The organism is Rhodococcus sp. 06-462-5, from assembly GCF_002258315.1.
Classification (GTDB): Bacteria; Actinomycetota; Actinomycetes; order Mycobacteriales; family Mycobacteriaceae; genus Rhodococcoides.
The window spans coordinates 1-14,654 of the sequence record NZ_NOYD01000023.1; the positions used below are offsets into that span (position 1 = coordinate 1).

The 14,654-nt window shown below is 61.2% G+C and carries 13 protein-coding genes and 1 pseudogene; 6 read left to right on the top strand and 8 right to left on the bottom strand.

The genetic code is table 11. The features are described 5' to 3' along the window. The 6 genes and pseudogenes from CH251_RS13685 to CH251_RS13710 all read right to left on the bottom strand — a co-directional run. Positions 1-315: pseudogene (locus tag CH251_RS13685) on the bottom strand (acetyl-CoA C-acyltransferase); the annotation flags it as partial. Between the two features lie 194 nt (positions 316-509). Next, complete coding sequence (locus CH251_RS13690) at positions 510-1,430, bottom strand: SMP-30/gluconolactonase/LRE family protein (RefSeq protein ID WP_094613619.1); 921 nt, start codon at positions 1,428-1,430, stop codon at positions 510-512. A gap of 35 nt (positions 1,431-1,465) precedes the next feature. Then, on the bottom strand, positions 1,466-2,377 hold the full coding sequence (locus tag CH251_RS13695) for an ABC transporter permease (RefSeq protein WP_179273586.1): 912 nt from the start codon (positions 2,375-2,377) through the stop codon (positions 1,466-1,468). Between the two features lie 112 nt (positions 2,378-2,489). Continuing rightward, on the bottom strand, positions 2,490-3,566 hold the full coding sequence (locus CH251_RS13700; RefSeq protein WP_179273587.1) for an ABC transporter permease: 1,077 nt from the start codon (positions 3,564-3,566) through the stop codon (positions 2,490-2,492). Beyond that, complete coding sequence (locus tag CH251_RS13705; RefSeq protein WP_094613622.1) at positions 3,563-5,062, bottom strand: sugar ABC transporter ATP-binding protein; 1,500 nt, start codon at positions 5,060-5,062, stop codon at positions 3,563-3,565. The genes CH251_RS13700 and CH251_RS13705 overlap by 4 nt, the downstream gene beginning before the upstream one ends. Next, positions 5,059-6,189 (bottom strand): ABC transporter substrate-binding protein, encoded by a 1,131-nt coding sequence (locus CH251_RS13710; RefSeq protein ID WP_143537897.1) that lies wholly within the window; start codon positions 6,187-6,189, stop codon positions 5,059-5,061. The genes CH251_RS13705 and CH251_RS13710 overlap by 4 nt, the downstream gene beginning before the upstream one ends. A 665-nt stretch (positions 6,190-6,854) precedes the next feature. Here CH251_RS13710 and CH251_RS13715 point away from each other — a divergent pair. From CH251_RS13715 to CH251_RS13740, 6 genes are all read left to right on the top strand, one after another. Further along, positions 6,855-7,562 carry an SDR family NAD(P)-dependent oxidoreductase gene (locus tag CH251_RS13715; protein WP_094613624.1) on the top strand — a complete coding sequence of 236 codons (708 nt, stop codon included), beginning with the start codon at positions 6,855-6,857 and terminating at the stop codon, positions 7,560-7,562. Positions 7,563-7,661: 99 nt separating this feature from the next. Continuing rightward, positions 7,662-8,078 carry a nuclear transport factor 2 family protein gene (locus tag CH251_RS13720; protein WP_094613625.1) on the top strand — a complete coding sequence of 139 codons (417 nt, stop codon included), beginning with the start codon at positions 7,662-7,664 and terminating at the stop codon, positions 8,076-8,078. Beyond that, positions 8,078-8,740 carry an NADPH-dependent F420 reductase gene (locus CH251_RS13725; RefSeq protein WP_094613626.1) on the top strand — a complete coding sequence of 221 codons (663 nt, stop codon included), beginning with the start codon at positions 8,078-8,080 and terminating at the stop codon, positions 8,738-8,740. Before CH251_RS13720 ends, CH251_RS13725 begins: the two co-directional genes overlap by 1 nt. 36 nt (positions 8,741-8,776) lie before the next feature. After that, entirely contained in the window at positions 8,777-9,340 is a 564-nt protein-coding gene (locus tag CH251_RS13730) for an NADPH-dependent FMN reductase (RefSeq protein ID WP_094613627.1), read from the top strand. Positions 9,341-9,391: 51 nt separating this feature from the next. Then, positions 9,392-11,155, top strand: coding sequence for an amidohydrolase (locus tag CH251_RS13735; protein ID WP_094613628.1), 1,764 nt, complete (start codon positions 9,392-9,394; stop codon positions 11,153-11,155). A 139-nt stretch (positions 11,156-11,294) separates the two neighbouring features. Continuing rightward, the gene (locus CH251_RS13740; RefSeq protein WP_143537898.1) at positions 11,295-12,527 is read left to right on the top strand and encodes an MFS transporter; all 1,233 of its coding nucleotides are present in this window, start codon (positions 11,295-11,297) and stop codon (positions 12,525-12,527) included. A gap of 161 nt (positions 12,528-12,688) precedes the next feature. Here the strand turns inward: CH251_RS13740 and CH251_RS13745 are convergent, their stop codons facing one another. Together CH251_RS13745 and CH251_RS27925 are read right to left on the bottom strand one after the other, a co-directional pair. After that, complete coding sequence (locus tag CH251_RS13745; protein ID WP_094613698.1) at positions 12,689-14,203, bottom strand: GMC family oxidoreductase; 1,515 nt, start codon at positions 14,201-14,203, stop codon at positions 12,689-12,691. Between the two features lie 190 nt (positions 14,204-14,393). Next, a complete protein-coding gene (locus CH251_RS27925) occupies positions 14,394-14,522 on the bottom strand; it encodes a hypothetical protein (protein ID WP_256979055.1) in 129 nt (42 codons plus the stop codon). Positions 14,523-14,654: the final 132 nt, after the last annotated feature.

Sequence of the window (14,654 nt, forward strand, 5' to 3'; positions counted from 1 at the left end):
ACCGGCGCGGATCAGCTGGTCGGCCAGTGCGATGGCGTCGACTCCGGACAGGCACACCTTGTTGATCGTCAGGGCAGGCACGGTCATCGGAATACCCGCGGCAACCGCAGCCTGACGGGCCGGAATCTGGCCGGCGCCAGCGGTGAGAACCTGGCCCATGATGACGTAGTCGACCTGATCCGGCGCGACACCGGCCTTCTCGAGTGCACCCTTGATGGCGATGCCGCCGAGGTCCGATCCCGAGAAGTCCTTCAGGGCACCCGAAAAACGCCCCACGGGTGTGCGAGCACCGGCAACGATGACGGATACCGTCATGACTGTTTCACCTTCGATTCGATTCTGTTGCGGCGAGGACAGTCGTGACTGTCCATCTGGCGATCGCCCGGCCGTGCTCGGAAAGATAACTGCACAAAGCTTTTTGAGGCAAGGCGGAGACCAAGAGTGCTCATGAAGCGAAAAATCTCAGGCAAAGTGTTCGCTGAATGGACACTGGCATCACCTCTATCTGGTCACGGCCGACCGAATCGGTGTTCGGGCAGTCCACGCACACCGAGCCCCGTGACAGCGAAGAGAGAACCTCGCAGTTGCCCGTCGCCAGGGAAGCGGGGAAGCGGCGGGCGGGCCATCGAAGTGACATAGAGAATGTCGAGTTCGGGCCCGCCGAACATGACACTGGTGGGCTTGAGGACGGGGAATTCCAGCGTCCGATCCAGAGATCCGTCCGGCGCATAACGCGCGATCTTGCCGCCGTACACCATCGCCTGCCAGAGAAATCCCTCCGAATCGACGGTCGCTCCGTCTGCTGCACCGCCGTACGATGTGTCGACTGTCGCGAAGGTTCGCCGATCGGTCGCCGCACCTGTCGAGACGTCGTAGTCGTAAGCCCAAATTTCCCCCGACCAGGTGTCGGAAAAGTACAGCGTCGTGCCGTCGGGGCTGAAGCACGGACCATTGGAGACGATGATGCCGTCGTCCAGGACTCTGAGGCCTTCGTCTTCGCTGTAGCTGTACAGCTTCGCCGATGGTGTTCGTTCGTCGGAGTTCAACGATCCGAATATGAATCGTCCTGCGGCATCGGCAATTCCGTCGTTGAATCGGTTGTCGGGTAGGTCTGTCTCGATATTTATCAGTGACTCCAACCCGCCACTCGCGAAGTCGAGATGCGAGAGTCCGTTCTGGAGAGCGACAATTGCACCGTCGCCGCCACGGGTGAGAGCCAGCGACCCGATACGCTCACCGACCTCCCATGCTCGAATGCCGTTTCCCTCGGCGTCCGAACGGAAGATTCGTCCGTCCATGCTGTCTATCCAATACAGGCTCTGCTGCTGTTGATCCCACAACGGCCCTTCTCCGAGCGTTGTCTTCACATCGACAAGCACGTCGATGCTGTATCCGGGCGTAGAGGCGCGCAGCGCACCATTCTCGGGCATACCGATCTCCGATTCTGTGGGAATATAATTCGCGCTCAGGCGCGCAGCTTGGGAGTTCTGGAATTGAACATCAGTAACACGAGCAGAATCAGGCCGGTGACGATCTGCCGCAACGCATTTCCGACTCCCACGGTAAGCAAGAACGTCGTCAGGACTTGCAGAGCTATGGCTCCGGCCGCGGTACGAAGCACGTTCCCGTCGCCGCCTGCCAACGCGGCTCCGCCGATGACGGCGGCCGAGATCGTCAGGATCTGATAGTCGGCACCGAGGCTCAGATTGGCAGTACCGGCATAGCCGAGGAGCAGAATCCCAGCGAGCCCCGCCAGCATGCCTGCGGCGACGAAGGCTGTGACGACCACTCGGCGCACGGGAATTCCGGAAAGCCTCGCGGCCTCGCGGTTCGCGCCGACGAGGAGAAGTTGCTGCCCGAACCTGCTGCGTTTCATGAACAGCGCCAGAAGACCGACGACCACTATTGCGATGACGGTCACGGGTCTGACTCCGCCGATACTTGTGGATGAAAGGTTCAGCAGCGCAGAGGGGACCGATCCGGCGGGAGTCCCACCCTGTGCGATGGCAAACGTCGCGCCGCTTGCGATGACGAGCGTGCCGAGAGTGACGACCAACGCCGGCAGCCGAAACACGGTGACGATGAGGCCGTTCAAGAGTCCGAAAACACCGCCGAGCACGAGCACGACAATCACGGCCACGGTCAGCATGGAGCTGCCGCCCGACATCACCATGTACCCGACCACAGCCGTCAGCGACATGACTGCACCGATAGACAGGTCGATACCGAAATCACCACCGATGATCACCAGGGTCTGACCTGCCGCTGCTATGGCCAGAATTGCCGCCACAGCAACAATGTCGTTGAGGTTCTCCCACGTGGCGTAACCAGGGGAGAGCACACCTCCGAGTACGAAGAGAAGTACCGAGGTTGCCACTGCCGGAAGCCATGCGGCCCGGCGTAAACGGGTTCTCGCGGTAGGTCTGCCGACAGACTCCGGGGCCGCGATCGGCGACTCGTCCGTGTCTGAAATGCGAACAGTCATCGTCTCAAACCTTCCTGCGTTGCGCGGTGCGAGCGGTCGAAGCCAGGGCCAGGACGATCACGATTCCGGATGCGAGTTGTTGATAGTAAGTAGGAATGTCGAGGGCGTCGATGAGCACGCCGACCAGACCCAATGTTGCCGCGCCGAACAGGGGACCGATGGGTTCTGCTCGCCCGCCTTTGAGTGCGGCTCCGCCGAGTACTGCGCCTGCTATCGCGTTGAGTGTGAACGTCACGCCGACTGTGGGGTCGGCGGAAGCGACGGACAGCGTGAACAAGACTCCGGCGATCCCCGCAAAGACTCCCGACGTAGTGAATGCGGCGATAGTGACCCATGACACGCGGATGCGCGCGGAATATGCACGTGTCCGATCGGACCCTACAGCTCGCATGAGCACGCCCAGAGGGGATTTCGACAGCACCAGGCTGACCACCACGATCGTTGCAATTGCTACGAGTGGGAGGGACAGCAGGTGGGGTGCGCCGTAGTTGCCCACTGCGTCGGGGCTGACCCGACCTCCAGGTTTGGGGAAGAACCACAGCCCGAGCCCCGTCGCGACGAAGCCGCTGGCGAGGGTGGCCAGTAGTGGTTGCAACCTCACTACTGCGACCAAGATGCCGTTCAGAAGTCCAAATATCGCTGTCACGACGATGGCGAGCGTCGCTGCGACACCGAACGGAAGACCTTGTGTACACACGCCTTCGGTAGAGCAGGACGCGGCAGCACCACTCGGTCCTGCCGAAAACAGTTGCCACCCGACCGACCCGAGTAGGACTGTCAAGATATTTGCGAACCCCATCATCGGCCCGATCGAGAGATCGATACTGCCGACGAGCATGACGAAGCTGACTCCGATCGCAAGACAGATCGTGGGTGCGAAGATCGACAGGAATCCAGACAATGAAGGCGCAGTGAGGAACGCGGGTCGCAGAACGGTGCAGACCACGAGGACAGCACCGAACAACGCGATAATCGGTGTTCCGGGCCAGCGCAGGACTACCGTCCGAATCTGTGCCGCCGGAGGCTTGGTGCTGCCGGACGGCAGTGACTCGCTGCTCACCGGCGGATTGGTCGTCGTCACAGCAAGGCTGCCTTTCCGGAGGAGTTCGTGGAGGTGCCGCTGCGGACGGATGCGTCTGCGATCTGCTGTTCGGTTACGGAGTCACCGGTCAGTTCCTGCACGATCTGCCCGCGATACACAATGAGCACGCGGTCGCAGATCTCGGCGAGCTCGTGATCGTCGCTCGACGTCAGGACAACACCCGCACCGGCATCGGCGATCTTTCTCAGCAGCCGGTGTATCTCACGTCTCGCTCCGATGTCGACCCCACGCGTCGGGTCGTCGGCCACGAGAACGAGGGGCGACATGGTGAGCCAGCGGCCCAGGATTACTTTCTGTTGTTGGCCCCCGGACAGGCCGGACATCATTGCTCGTCTGTGGGACTTCGGAAGTCTCAAGGTCTCCAACATCGCACCGATGTCGATAGAACGTCGCTGGGTAAGCGAGACCGAACGCGCGTTCTCGTCTACGTTTCGCACTCCGAAGGACATCTCACGATCTCGCTCACCCGATACGAAACCTACTCCACAGGAAACGAATTCATTGACTTTACCCGAGTTCATGCTCTTCGTGCCGACCAGAATTCGGCCGGTCGCCCGGCTGGTACCGGCGAGTGCTCGGAGCATCTCGCCCTGGCCTTGCCCGCTGAGACCGGCTACTCCGAGAATCTCCCCGGCCCTCGAGTGCACCGATACCGGGCCGGCTGCACCGTCCACGAGCAGATCCTCGGCCGAAAGCACTGTCGCACCGGCACCGGTCGACGCGCGAACCGTCCGACGACGGTCGCCTTCGTTCTGCTTTTCGCCGGTCATCGCAGTGACAAGATCCTCGATGGTGAGAGTCTTCAGAGACCCATCGAGTACGACGCGTCCGCTGCGTAGGACTGTCGCGACGTCGCAGAATCGTTCGACCTCTTCGAGTCGATGGGAAACGAAAAGTATTCCGGCACCGTCATCTGCCAGTTCTCGGATGATGTCGCCGACCAAGTCCACCTGGTGCGCGCGCAGTGAGGCGGTGAGTTCGTCGAACACCACGTATCGGGGGCGGGTGCCGAGCACACGAGCCAACTCCACCAAAGACCGTTGTTCGAGGTCCAGATCCCGGACTCGTTCGCCGAGGATGTCCTCGTTCAGTGACACCCGTTCGAGCGATTCGGCGAGGAGGGATCGATGCCTGTTCGGAGCCGAAAAGATCCCGAACCGCCGAGGTAAGCGGGTGACACCGAGATTTTCCGCGACCGTCAGATCGCCTGCCAGGGCGACCTCCTGGTACGTCGCCGCGATGCCGAGTGTCGATGCGTCGCGAGGTCCGTTGATCGAGACGGGAGCTCCGTCGATGGAAATACCCCCTGTGGACGGCGCCGTGACTCCCGTGAGGATCTTCGACATCGTGCTCTTGCCTGATCCGTTGCCGCCCAACAAGGCTCGCACTTCACCCGACTCGAGGGTGATGTCGGCACCTTTGAGGGCGCGTACCTGCCCGTAGTCTTTCGTGATTGCATTCGCGAACAGGGTCATGCGAAGTAGTCCTCGATCTGCTCGGGTGACATGGGTGCTTCGAGGGTGTAGCTGTCGGGTTTGCCGTCCACTCGCTTCAGCGCTTCCTCCAAGCTGATCACCTCGGTGCCCTCTGGCGTCCACGCACCGCGCGAGCCGTCCCTGGTGATCGCGAGCGAGGGAAAGAGCAATACCGCGTTGCGTAGATCCTCGCGTTCGGGGTTGGGCGAGATCGAGCTGTCCTTCAGCGTCCGACCTGAGACGAGGCGGACCGCGAACTCCATGGAATCGGCTCCATAAGTAGGGGAGTAGGGAACACCGATGGACACCAGGTCCGGTAAGGCCGACCACGCTCGGAGAAAACCTGCGGTGTAATCCCCGGTCATGACGCGGGGCAACGGTCGCCCTGAGGATTGGAACGCGCGTATGACACCTTCGGTCATGACGTCCTGCATCAGAACGCCGTCTATTTGTGTCTGAGTAGCAAGCACATTCGCCATTGCCGTGCGGGCGCGGGCCGGATCCCAGAATCCGGGGACCGATGCGACGACTTCGATGCCAGGAGCTGTGTTCAGCACTTCCTGCGCTGCCTTGATTCTTTGCACGTCGGCAGTCGAGCCCGGGACTCCGGTCACCATGACAATTTTGCCCTGGCCACCGAGTTGCTCGACCAGCCAGGTGGTCTGCATCTTCCACCAGGTGTAGTTGTCGCCGACAACGTTCAAAGCGTCCTCGGTCGGAGCCGGGTCGGTCGAGACGATCACCAGCGCACCTGCCGCTTTGAGTCTCGGAATGATGGCCTGAACCGAACCGGCCGAGACGGGGTCGATGAGAACGACGTCGAGATCGGCGGTCAGGAAGTTGTTCAGTTGGCTGATCTGTTGGGTGATGTCGTTGGAACTGTTGACGACTCGAAGATCTGCGATGATGTTCGACGCCTTCATCGCATCGCCCTTGGCTTCGATGTTGGCGACGAACTGGCCACGCCAAGAGTTTCCTATGACGCTGTTGGAGTAGCCGATTCGCAGTTTTCCGGCCTCGGTGGTTGCGCTGCGACCTGGCGAACAGCCGGCGAGGAAACTTGCTACAGCTGCCGCGGCTCCACCCTGCAGCAGAATGCGCCGCGAGATTGCAGCACTGGTGTCCATCGAAGTCCTTCCAAGAAAACGCTCGCCGGCCGCAAATGTGACCGATCCCACGTTCTGACGACCGAACTGTATGCAGGGTCGAAATCGTTAAGCAACGATAAGTTGTGATTTGGACCACTGCCGAGGGTTTGTGCGGTCTCCGTCGCGATTGATGTAGTCCGACACAGCCTGGCGAAGGCGGTCGGACCTGGCGCTTCGGAGTCGGGGATCGCTGGTCCTCTACTACGTATCGGCGGCAGAGAGGTTGGTGAATGCTGCAGGGTCGAACGTAAAATACTACAGCACAATCGAATTCGGGAACACGCGCCACTCGATCAGGCTGTCTCAGCGAAGGGTGAACTGCGTTCCTCTGAGCGCAGGTGCACCCGCGGCGGTTGCCCAAGAGGAGACGTCCTCGTGTGCGATTCCGGTGGCCCAGGCGTTGATGAAGGCCAAGGTCTGTTGCTCGGTACCGAGCCTGCGTGCGAGGCCGGTACCGGGGGGAGTTGCGGTGACGACAGTCCAGGAACGGTTCGTACTCGGACTCGGCGCACATACTTCGCAAGGTATATGTCGGTACGTCACCAACACAGTGATATATATTGAGATGACGCACTTCGCGACCGTTTGGAAGGGATGGCTTTCGTCATGAACAATCGCGAGTTCGGTTCCGAGGCGGTGCTTCGATGATGGGTGACCGGCGGGTGGCAGTGGTGACCGGCGGTGCCGGCGCGATCGGGGGCGCAATCGTGGCTGCGTTGCAAAACTCGGGACACCGCACGGTGGTCTTCGACCGGGGAGGTGACGAGGACGGTGGCATCGCTGTCGATCTCTCCTCGGAGTCTTCGGCCAGGGACGCGGCCAGCAGGGTTCTCGAACGCGAAGGGCGTGTCGATGTGTTTGTGCACTGCGCCGGTGCCTTCGATCAGGCGGCCGTCGCCGACATCACGGTCGATACCTTTCGTCACGTGCAGGCGGTGAACGTCGAGTCCACATTCTGGCTGACGCAGGAATTCTCTCCCGGCATGGCCGAACGTGGATTCGGTCGGATCATCCTGATCACCTCGAACACCGTGTTCGATCCTCCCGATCCCGTTCTGTTGCCGTACATCACCAGCAAGGCGGCGCAGATCGGTCAGATGAGAGTGCTGGCAAGGACTTTGGGTTCGTCGAAGATCTCGGTCTCGGCGGTGGCTCCGGGGTTGACGGACACTCCCGGCGCTCGTACGGTCAACTCCGACGAGCAGTTCGCCGATGTCGTGGGTCGTCAGGCGCTGGCGCGTCCACTCGTCCCGGAAGACACCGCAGCCGCGGTCGCCTTCCTCGCGTCCGATGGAGGCGAGGCGCTGACCGGACAGGTCCTGGTCGTCGACGGGGGGAACGTGATGAATTGAATCGGAACAGCGGAACAAACTCGGACATATCTGTAGTTGTGTCGATGACACAATGTTAGCTTCTGTTGGACCAAAACAAACCAATCGAGGAGAAAATTCATGAGTGATACTCTGACCGCCGAACAGATGGCGCAGCGTTCGCTGAACGCATTTCTGGCCAAGGACATGAAGTTGTGGACGGATCTGTGCACGGACGACGTCGTGGCGGAATTCCCCTTTGCACCGGAGGGCTCTCCCAAGCGCATCGAGGGCCGGGAGGCGCTGTTCGAGTATTTGCGCGGATACCCGGACTTGATCGACGTACAGAACCTGCCGACGACCACGATCTACACCACCGAGGACCCGAACCTCGCCATCGTGGAGTGGAGCGTGGAGGGCAAGGTCGTCACCAGCGGAAACCCGTACAACATGGAGTACGCCACCTTCATAACCTTCCGTGACGGATTGGTGGCCAATTACCGCGAGTACTGGAACCCGCAAGTCTTCCTGGCGGCGCTCGGCGGCGAGCGCTTCTGATGTCCGAGGACAGGCCCCCCACGGTCGGCATCCTGGGAGCGGGCGCTCTGGGTTCCAATATCGCTCGGGGCTTGTCCGCGCGTGGGATTCGCACGACGATCTCGAACAGTCGAGGTCCGCAGTCGCTGGCTCCGCTCGTCGAAGAGTTGGGCCCCTCGGTCACGGCGGTGACCACGGCCGAGGCTGCGAGAGCCGACATCGTCGTGCTGGCTGTCCGGTGGGTCGATGCACCTTCTGTTCTAGGCTCGCTTCCTCGATGGGGTGGGCGAATTCTGATCGACGGCACCAATGCTGTGGAGTTCCTCGCGCCGGGATCGCCGGGCACCATGGACCCCGACAATCCGCTGGCCGGATACGGTTTGAAGGTTGTCGATCTGAACGGCGAACTGTCCTCTCGTGTCATCAGTGGGTTGGCACCGGGCAGCAAGGTTGTTCGTGCATTTCAACACCTCGACATCTCCCTTCTGTCCGATCCCGAGACACCCCACGGACGTCGCGTGTTGTTCTACTCCGGTGATGATTCCGAAGCCCGGGCGTCGGTCGGTCGGTTGATCGAAAGGATGGGCTTTCACGGCGTCGATCTTGGAGGACTCGATGTCGGAGCCCACCTCACTCAGGTACCCACCGGTTCGCTCGCGAGGACCGAATTCTTTGCCCGATGACCGTTCACACCACACACGACCACAGGAGTTGGAAAAATGGCCGATCTCAAGATTGCAGTGATTCTCGGCAGTACCCGTCCGGGTAGAAATGGTAAGGCGGTTGCTGACTGGGTGCTCGCGCAGGCGACGGGCCGTACGTCCGCCGACTACGCGCTGGTGGACCTGCTCGACTTCCCGTTACCGCACTTGGACGAGGCTGCACCGGCATCCATGGGGCAGTACGCAAACGGTCACACCAAGGCGTGGGCCGCCGAAATCGCCAAGTACGACGGCTTCATCTTCGTCACCCCCGAATACAACCACTCGACGTCGGGGGTTCTGAAGAACGCCATCGATTACCTCTACGCGGAGTGGAACAACAAGGCCGCCGGTTTCGTGTCCTACGGAGGACTGGGCGGCGCCCGCGCCATTGAGCACCTGCGAGGAATCGCAAGCGAACTGCAGATCGCGCACGTACGTCAGCAGCTCAGCTTCTCGTTCTTCACCGATTTCGAGAACTTCTCCACGTTCGCACCGGAGCCCCGCCACGGTGCCGGTGCCGGTGTTCTGTTCGATCAAGTCGAGTCGTGGGCCGGTGCTCTCAAAACCGTCCGCGGATAGTCCGATACAAGAACTTCCTACCCGAAGTACTTCCTCGAAGCGGAGAGTGGAATGACAGTCGATTTCAGCGGACGGTTCGTCGGTGCCGATTTGATCGTGTTCAACGCGAAAATCACTACGCAAGATCCGGCGCGACCGGAGGCATCTGCGCTTGCTGTGAAGAGGGGGCGAATCTACTCGGTGGGCAGCGATGCGGAGATTCTCGGTCTGAAGGACGACGACACGCAAGTAATCGATGCGGACGGCAAGCGCCTGATTCCGGGAATCAACGATGCTCATATCCATGTGTTGAACGAGAGGAACTACAACTTCACCGTCAGGTGGGAAGGGGTTCCTACCCTCGAAAGAGCCCTCGACATGTTGCGCGATCAAGCAGAGAGGACGCCCGAAGGACACTGGGTCAGGGTGATCGGCGGATGGTCACCGTACCAATTCGAAGAGAACCGGCACCCGACCGTGGCCGAACTGAACGAGGCAGTGCCGAACAGGCCCGCCATCGTGCAATACGCTTACAACCGGGCCATTCTCAATGGTTTGGCCATGGAGGCATTGGGGGTCGGCACTCCGAATTTCCCGATGCTGCCCGATACGGTGCTCGAGACGGACGACCACGGGGCGTATACCGGTGTGGTGGAAGCCTTTACGTGGACATTCGTCGCGATGGAGGGCTACGCGCCTCAGCCCTCGTTCGACGAAGAGATAAGTTCGCTCATTTACGTTGTGAACGATCTCAACAGTTTTGGTGTCACGTCCGTTCTCGAAACGGGCGCGGTACTGGGGTTCCCAGAGGGACACACCTCAATAAATACGCTGGCGGTGGACAATAAACTGAACGTCCGTTTCTCGTTTGTCGATCTCGGTTTCGACCCTGCCACCGGCGATTTGGGAGTGGACCGGCACATCCACGCCGTCACTGAGAAGTCCCCGATCAGCGCCGGCGATAATATTCACCCGACCATGGTGCACGGTCACGAATACGAAGGCATGGGTGAAGAGTTCAGAGGCGACCTGCATGATCACGAGAACTTCGACCGGCCTGCTGTCATTCTCGACCACGATGCCATGCGTCAATCGACATTGGACGATGTCACGAAGCTCGTGGAACGACGTATTCCGTTCCGACGGCACCTCAGTTACAACGAGAACATCACACCGTTCCTCGATGCCCTGGAAGAGGTGAACAAGACCACGCCTCTGGACGGATTGCGTTGGGGTCTCGAGCATGCCGAGACCATCACTCCCGAGAACATCGAACGAGTGAAGAATTTGGGCGGTGGCATCGCGCTCGACGCCAAAATGGCGCTGCACGGCGATGGTTTCAGTGCGACCTACAGCAAGGAGAAGGCGCAGCAGACGCCTCCCCTTCGGGCATTGGTTGCCAGCGGCGTTCCGTTGGCGCTGACTTCGGACGGATACAGAGCCTCCAACTACAACCCGTGGATCGGGATCGGCTGGGCAGTGTCCGGTAAGTCGGTGTCGGGGTCGGAAGTGCTCGGTAAGGACAATAGACTGAGTCGGGAAGAAGCTTTGAAGCTGTACACCTTGGGTGGATCCTGGTTCTCACACCAGGAACACGAAAAAGGAAGAATCGCCCCGGGTAATCTGGCGGACTTCGCTCTTCTCAGCGCGGATTACTTCACGGTGCCCGAAGACGAAATCCAGAAAATCTCGTCCTTGTTGACAGTGGTCGACGGCCGAGTGGTGTATGGCGCGGTGAACTACAGCGACCTGTCGCCGGAACTTCCCGACCCCCTGCCCGAGTGGTCGCCGATAAAGCACTTCGGCGGTTACTACAACGCCGCTCGGGTGAACTAAGTTCGGACCCGCAGCATGTCCCGGCGATAGTTCGACAGGACCGGACGCGGCTGCACCCTCATGGCACACGAGGGTGCAGCCGCCGTCGTACCCGGTTTGGATCCTCAGGTTTCGGACACGCTCGAGAAGGAGCATCTCGTTGACACAGCCACATGTCACGGATAGAAGTCTCGACCCGAACGTCGGGTTCTGGATGGTCGCCTACGCCTTTCTGCTCGTCATGGCGAGCGCTACCCTTCCCAGCCCGCTCTACGGGCTGTACCGGGAACGTGACAATCTGTCTGCGTTCACGATCACGCTGGTGTACGCAATCTTTGCCGGCGGCACCATCGCTGCGCTGACTGTGGCGCCACGCTTTTCCGTCCGCTTGGGACGAAGGGGCCTTATGATCAGCGCCACGGCGACGATGATCGTTTCGGCCGGTTTGCTCGCAGTGTGGAAGGACTTGCCGGGACTGTTGATCGGCCGGTTTCTCACCGGCGTCGCTGTCGGCCTCGCCGCCGCCACCGCGATCACCTACCTCGTGGAACTGCGGCTGCGGGCGGATCCCGACGCGTCTGTCTCTCGTGCCCGGATCATCGGTACCTCCATCAACGTCGGGGGTCTCGGCGTCGGACCGTTGGTCGCCGGAGCCCTCGCGCAGTGGGTCGGAGCGCCACTGACCGTTCCCTACCTACTCATCGTCGCGCTCGGTGCGATCGCGCTGCTCGGTCTCGCGTTAACCCCCGAAACCAGCACACCATCTCCGACCCAACCCTCCGACACCGCTGAGACGAGCCCTCGGAGCTCGGCCAGGCTTCCCGTCGCCGCGGCAGCTGCGGCGCTGTCGGCATTCGCTGCCAACGGGCTTTTCGCCGGGCTGTCCGGACTGCTCCTCACATCCACTCTGCATCATCCCGCCCATGCGTTGGCCGGCGCGATCCTGTTCCTCGTTTTCTCGGCCGGTGTCGTCTCCCAGCTGGCAACAAACCGGCTAGCTGCACCGCGGGTGCTCGAGTTCGGCACCGCCTCGATACTCGTCGGCTTGGTGGTGCTAGTCGTCTCCGTGCGGCTTGCGACACCGAACCTCGCGTTGTTCCTCCTCAGCGGCGCCCTCATCGGTGCCGGCGCAGGCGCGATCTACAAGGGTACTACCGGAATTGTGCTGGAAAGCGTCGCGCCGTCGGATCGGCTCAGGACGACCTCCGCCCTGCTGATCGCCCTGTTCCTCGGTCTTTCGGTACCGGTCATCGGTGCCGGCGTAGCCCTCAACGTCGGGGCCAGCGCACCCGACGCCGTGTTCGGCTTCGCGATCCTCGTCGCAGTCGGTGTTGCCGTCGCCGGCTGGGCACTGCTCGTCCGGCACCCGAAGAACTCGACGCAGACCGGATAGTTCGCGCCGGCGGACGTTGCTGCGAACCCGAGGGACGCAACACTGCTCGACAAGAGGGTTTGCTTGCTACGCAGATACGCGAGCGTAGCTTCATCCGCCGGGTGCAACGGTGCATCTGCTCGCGTCAGATTGCCTTCGCGCACATTCCATGCGTTGCTTTTTCACCGCATGAGATGGTTGCGATAGATATGTTCGGCAATCATGATCGTGGTCAGATTCGTTGCAGTGGAGGGCACCACGGGCATGATCGAGGCGTCGACTACGCGAAGGCGATTGGTACCGCGTACAACGCCTGCGTTGTCGACCACCGCGTGGTCGTCGTCCGGTCCACCCATCGGTACCGACGACGTCGGGTGAGCGTAGGTCGAGATCTGCGAGTCGATCAACGCGTACAGGTCATCGTCCGTTTGTACGGCGTCGCCGGGGAACAGCTCGGACGCCACGACTTGGGAGAACGCGGTGCCCGAGGCGATACGTCGACTGAGTCTGAGGCCCTCCATCATCCGGCGTCGGTCTCTGGGCGTTCCGAGCAGGTTCAGGTCGATGACGGGTGGGTCGTTGGGATCGGTGGAGCGAAGGGCAATCGTACCGACGGATTCTGGTTGCACGACTGCGATCGCCAAGACGATCGCGCCGCCTGTGGGACTGGCTGCGGGTTCCATCAGGTGGGTCGCGGAGATGTGCAGGTCCAGCTCGTCGCCACGGGCTTCGCTGGATTTTGTCCACACCAGTGCTCCGGCAACCGGATTCATCCCGAGCGACTCAGGCGACAGGGCGTAGGCGTTGAAGAAGAACGGGTGGTCCTGCAGTCGACGCCCGACCGGCAGGTCGGCGACCACGTCGATTCCAAGAGCATCGAGATCGGACTTGGGACCCACCCCGGATCGAAGGAGGATAGCTGCCGAGCCATATGTCCCAGAGGAAAGGATGACATCGTCGGCGAGGTGTACGTCTCCATCTGCAGTGACCACACCGAGTGCGGAGGTGTCCTCGAACAGGACTCGATCCACCAGCGCCTCTCCACGAATGGTCAGGTTCTCGCGAGAGCGCACCTCCGCCGTCAGGTACGCGAGTGCCGTGCTCTGTCGAATTCCGTCAACTGCAGTCAACGGATTGGGCGAAACACCCCTTTGTGCTGCACCATTGGGATCGTCTACCCGGTCGAGACCCAGTTCGATGCCGGAGTCGATGAACGCGCGCAGCGACTCGGTAATAGTTTCGTAGGTCCGTTGGCGAACCGGAAGTGGGCCCGATCTACCGCGATACTCGTCGTCCCCGTCCGGGGTATTCTCGAGAATCTTGTACGTCTCGAGAACTTCGTCGTAGGACCACCCGACAACTCCGCGGTCGGCCCATTGCTGAAAGTCGTCCGCGCGGGCTCGCAGGGCCACTGTTGCGTTGACTGCGGAGCTACCGCCGAGTGCCTTGCCGCGAGGTATCGCGATCTCGGGATTTCCGGGCCTCGTCTGTGCGGTGTACCCCCAGTCGTGTTCGGCGTCGCCGCCCACTCTCGACCCGTTCGTGAGAACATCCGGGTTGCCGTCGACGGGATAGGCCTGACCTCCTTCGAGTAGCAGCACCGTCCTTGTCGGGTCTTCTGTGAGTCGGGCAGCGAGCACCGCGCCCGCTGATCCACCTCCGGCGATTACTACGTCGTGACGTTTCTTCTTTGCCATGTCGGTTTCCTTCCCCGTTGTCTTGTATGCCATTTCAGAGCAACAACATGATTGCGCATGTATTCCGAGTAGAGACGCATTCCTTCTCGGATGTCCGTGACGACCGTGATGTCATGGGTGCGGCGTTCGCGGATGGTCAGGTCGCGACGAACGTGCATGCGCCGAGCATCGTTGCGTAGACGGGGAACACTCAGCTTGCTCCGGTGCAGGACCGCCACTCCACCAGCAGCGGAGTGGTGCCGCCGAACAGGACGAGTCTTAGAGGATTGGGGAGTCCGAAGCCGACGGTTCCGAGCACGGTGGGAAACTGCTCTGCCATCGTTAGAAGGCCGATCGCGGCTATGGCGAGACCGGCAGCAGGGCGGCGGCTACATGCAGTACCAACTGCAGAGCGAACGTCGGCTCCAGAGGGCAAGTATCAGAATGGTGACTTGGTCGCGAAAGCTGTCAA